Genomic DNA, 3,889 nt, shown 5'->3' on the forward strand with positions numbered 1-3,889 from the left:
AATCTCCGCATCGCTGCAGATTGAGTGCAGTGATCATTTTCAGTGAAATCACTGATCGATTTCGAGTGAAATAGGTGATCGTTTAAAGTGAAACGAGTGATCGAATTCAGTGAAATACGCAAAGACTGTATCAACAGTTTGTCCTGTACTCAGTTTAGAAAAATCTAATGCCATTTTATGTCCTTTAAAATGTACTGTTATTCGATGTTGGCTGTTGGCCAAATCTTTATTAGGCTTGTAATTGCAATTTTAAGTGCATATTGAGGGCATCAGCAACCTTTACTAACGTTTCTAATGATGGAATAAACGAGCTATTGCCGCTTTCAAGGCGAGAAATAACGGATTGCTTGGTTCCAATTTTATTGGCCAACTCGGATTGGGTCATATGCCGCTTTTTACGAGCATTTACAATCATGACGGCAATGTTATTAATGATTTGCTCACGCTCATAGTGCCTGGCAAATTCTTCGTCTTTATTGATTTTGTCGTCAATAAACTCATTTAAGGTAAGTGCTTTCATGGTCGTATACCTCCATCATTCGTTTTTCAGCCAGTTCAATATCTTGCTTTGGTGCTTTTTGTGATTGTTTTTTGTAGGCATGTAAAAGAACAATCACTTCTTTTTGGATGCACACATAAAAAAACCGATAACCACTGCGCGATGTTTTAATTTTAATTTCCCAAAGCGAGCCTTTAATTTGCCTGAATTGCACCCTTGGGCTATCAAAACCCAACTCTTCAACGCTCTTTAAACAACCGGCAAGTCGCGCTATCTCATCGGACGGCAAATCATTTAGAAATTCCGCCACAGGGTTTTTGCCCGATTGTTTTTGGTAAAATTTTATTCTCATAGTATTTTATAGCATAAATGTGATATTTTGGAAAGCCTTTAACTAAAATTAGTCATGGAGTTTAGTTTGTTGCGTAACGTTTCTGAGTTATTCAATGCGCTCAAATTATTGAGCAGCTCTTCGATTGGTCTATGATTTTTAAGTAAAGGATTAGCCCACAAAAACAAGATGTCGTTATCAGACAATATTTTTTGCACCATATCTGGTTTTTCTTCCAGTAAAATATCTATAGCACAAGCAACCAACCATTTAGACGTTGATAATTCACCTTTTGCGATTTCTTCAATGGTTTTCGGAGCAATACTTTTATCTTTATTAAAAAGCATCTTGGCCTTCTGGTGCAGTTTTTCTGATTTATTGTGGATGGATAATAATTCAGAGAATACGGCCTGTATCTTTAAGGACACGTCTGTTTTTACATTTTCAGATAATCCCAGTTGATTAAGCAGGGTTAGCGCGTGTTGTTTTTTGTCATCAGGAAGGCCTGCCGTTGCTATTTTAAGTTGACCAATAGCGGCACTAATCATGGCATCATAAACATTCAAATCGAGGTGCTCTTCAAAGCATAGCGTGCTTAATTCATCAAGAGTATCCATAAAACTACTGGGCAATCGGATTCTAAAATCCTTTTGTTCGGACAGCGCTTTTGTTGAGAAGTAATGCTCAATCGCTTTGAGATTGTTCATGTAGTGGTTTAATTCAATGGTTTCTTCCTGGCTTAATTTATCCCAGCCATTAAATTCATCGCAGTTATTTGCTTGAAATGAGCCATAGGTTGTTTTTTTATCGGCTGATTGCACATGAACTCTAGGTGGTTTATTCATGTTTGCCTTAACGGCAAACGATAATTTTTTCATGGGTCTACTCCTGTTGATAGCCTACTCCCTATAATGGGAGTAGGGTGCTAATCAATATTTATAATCGGGTATTTTTTCTATTCTATTATCAATTAATTCGACCAGTTGATCACAATACACGCCTTTCATTGGTTTATAGGGTATTACTGGCCACACCAGCATGTCTGAAAAGTCTTTATTCAGGTAAAAAGAAATGTCATATAAATCGTGTGCCTCATCCAGCTCGATGCAGACAAACCCATCTAAGTATCGCGCATGAACTCTTAGTGCAAGCGCATTAGCGGATAGTTCATACCATTTAGACACGCCCCACGACCAAACGATGGCTTTATTGGTGTGCAGCAATTGCTGCTGGATAATTTCTGGAATAGTCATTGTGTTCTCCCTATGTTTTTACTATGTGTCACTAAGACAAGAACAGTATAACAAGAGCAGTAAAAAGTATCAATATTTATGATAAATTATATTTATATAATAAGTTTATCAACTTAGTTGACAAAAATACTCTTTTTTGCGATACTGTATATGTTCCTTGAGAACAATAGTAAAAACATAGGAGAAACACATCATGTTACCGATTTTATCAAAAGAAAAATTATTTAAATTAGCGCCCTCTATCTTCACACAGGCCAGTTCCCATAAAACAAGTACTAAGTACTCACCCATCGCTACAGAGCAAATCATTGAAAAATTAATGTCCGAAGGCTTTTTTCCAACTTGGGCAACTCAGACCAAAAGTTTGAAGCAAGAATCAAAAGCATTTGCAAAACACATGCTCCGTTTTCAACGCCATGATGCCACGCAGAATAATCAGGGGCTTTATCCTGAACTTGTCCTTATCAATTCTCATGATGGCTTGTCTTCTTATCGATTAATGGCGGGTCTTTTTCGGGTCGTATGCAGTAATGGAATGATTGCGGGGCAATCGTATGACGAAATTAGAATTAAACATCAAGGCGATGTGATTGGCAATGTTATTGAAGGCACCTATAAAGTAATTGAAACGGCGAACACAATGCTTGATGTATCAGACGAGATGGCTTCAATTCATTTAAATGAGGATGAAAAAATGCTTTTTGCCGAAGCTGCCCATTCACTAAAGTTCTCTGATGAAGAAGGGGGGATGATTGTTGCACCTAAAAATTTATTGCAGCCAAGACGCTATGTGGATCAAAAAGATAATGATCTGTTTACGGTGTTTAATGTTCTGCAAGAAAATTTAATTAAGGGCGGGATTCGCGGTCAGCGTTTAAATAAATACGGTTATACCACGCGAACAAAAACGAGAGAAGTAAAGGCTATTGATCAAAATGTGAAACTAAATCGTGCCTTGTGGACGTTGACTGAAAAAATGATGGAAATGAAGAGGTAATTGGGGAATTGATAAGCAAAGGGACTTCCCTTTGCTTCACTTCTAGAGTGCCTAGTGTGTACGTAGCAATTGATTAATCAAGTAAAAAAGAGGTCGGAATTTAATATTTCGGCCTCCTATCTGGCATGTTTACACAGTAAACATATCAAAGGATTTACTTCATTAAGGATAAAAATGACTAAAAAAATAATTAAAGTAATCAGCGCACCAATTCAAAAATTTTGCGATAGTCTAAAAAGAAAAAGAAATCAGCGTTTAATGATGTCTTATGTCCTCAAATTTAAATCAATTTAGGGGGGCAATTATGAAATTAAGACTATACCACGGTCGCAATACTCCAGAACAAGAAATGAATGATTGGGGATTTGAAGGAACAACGCTTTTGGGTGTTGATGGCATTATATGGACATACGGAGTTCCCAGGGTGTTTTTTATTAATGATGCTTATTTTAATATAGCCAAGGAAGTAACCGGGTGGGATGAGGTTGCTGATGGTTTAGAGATGCGTGTTTATGAGGATTTAATTAAAACTAAAGATGGATACTTTGGCGATTGGGAGTTAATTAAAATAGAGTAGAATTTAAATAAAAAAAAAGCCCAATATCTATGGGCTTTTTTTATCGATTCACCATCCTAAAATAATAAATATTAGACGGATTCAGCATTCAGTATTTTCTCTTTTCTATGTGGGTATGACCTCGAATTAATGTACTGCTTGCTTCTTATAAATAACTAGCAAATTTCTGCCAGACCAATTAATCCTGCTTGATTAATACGATCCCAAAATTGTTCCCAACGGCCTTTGGTTG

At 36.7% G+C, this 3,889-nt stretch carries 6 protein-coding genes; 2 read left to right on the top strand and 4 right to left on the bottom strand.

The annotated features are described in order from the left end of the window. Positions 1-229 precede the first annotated feature (229 nt). From ELY15_RS14280 to ELY15_RS14295, 4 genes are read right to left on the bottom strand one after another with little or no spacing between them, the layout of a single operon-like run. Positions 230-520, bottom strand: a complete 291-nt coding sequence (locus ELY15_RS14280) for a helix-turn-helix domain-containing protein (RefSeq protein WP_031562427.1) — start codon at positions 518-520, stop codon at positions 230-232. Continuing rightward, complete coding sequence (locus ELY15_RS14285) at positions 498-851, bottom strand: type II toxin-antitoxin system RelE/ParE family toxin (RefSeq protein WP_127101193.1); 354 nt, start codon at positions 849-851, stop codon at positions 498-500. The genes ELY15_RS14280 and ELY15_RS14285 overlap by 23 nt, the downstream gene beginning before the upstream one ends. A gap of 38 nt (positions 852-889) precedes the next feature. After that, a complete protein-coding gene (locus tag ELY15_RS14290; protein ID WP_127101195.1) occupies positions 890-1,708 on the bottom strand; it encodes a hypothetical protein in 819 nt (272 codons plus the stop codon). Between the two features lie 51 nt (positions 1,709-1,759). Continuing rightward, positions 1,760-2,083: a hypothetical protein gene (locus ELY15_RS14295; protein WP_127101197.1), complete on the bottom strand. Its 324-nt coding sequence runs from the start codon at positions 2,081-2,083 to the stop codon at positions 1,760-1,762. A gap of 193 nt (positions 2,084-2,276) precedes the next feature. Between ELY15_RS14295 and ELY15_RS14300 the strand changes: the two genes are divergently transcribed. Both ELY15_RS14300 and ELY15_RS14305 read left to right on the top strand, forming a co-directional pair. Next, the gene (locus tag ELY15_RS14300) at positions 2,277-3,080 is read left to right on the top strand and encodes a DUF932 domain-containing protein (RefSeq protein ID WP_127101199.1); all 804 of its coding nucleotides are present in this window, start codon (positions 2,277-2,279) and stop codon (positions 3,078-3,080) included. A gap of 304 nt (positions 3,081-3,384) precedes the next feature. Continuing rightward, positions 3,385-3,657 (top strand): hypothetical protein, encoded by a 273-nt coding sequence (locus ELY15_RS14305; RefSeq protein WP_127101201.1) that lies wholly within the window; start codon positions 3,385-3,387, stop codon positions 3,655-3,657. Positions 3,658-3,889: the final 232 nt, after the last annotated feature.

The sequence above is a fragment of the Legionella sp. km772 genome (assembly GCF_003989735.1).
GTDB lineage: Bacteria > Pseudomonadota > Gammaproteobacteria > Legionellales > Legionellaceae > Legionella.

Coding starts and splice junctions, on each gene's coding strand:
- ELY15_RS14280 (WP_031562427.1), bottom strand. CDS start 520: ATGAAAGCACTTACCTTAAATGAGTTTATTGACGACAAAATCAATAAA.
- ELY15_RS14285 (WP_127101193.1), bottom strand. CDS start 851: ATGAGAATAAAATTTTACCAAAAACAATCGGGCAAAAACCCTGTGGCG.
- ELY15_RS14290 (WP_127101195.1), bottom strand. CDS start 1,708: ATGAAAAAATTATCGTTTGCCGTTAAGGCAAACATGAATAAACCACCT.
- ELY15_RS14295 (WP_127101197.1), bottom strand. CDS start 2,083: ATGACTATTCCAGAAATTATCCAGCAGCAATTGCTGCACACCAATAAA.
- ELY15_RS14300 (WP_127101199.1), top strand. CDS start 2,277: ATGTTACCGATTTTATCAAAAGAAAAATTATTTAAATTAGCGCCCTCT.
- ELY15_RS14305 (WP_127101201.1), top strand. CDS start 3,385: ATGAAATTAAGACTATACCACGGTCGCAATACTCCAGAACAAGAAATG.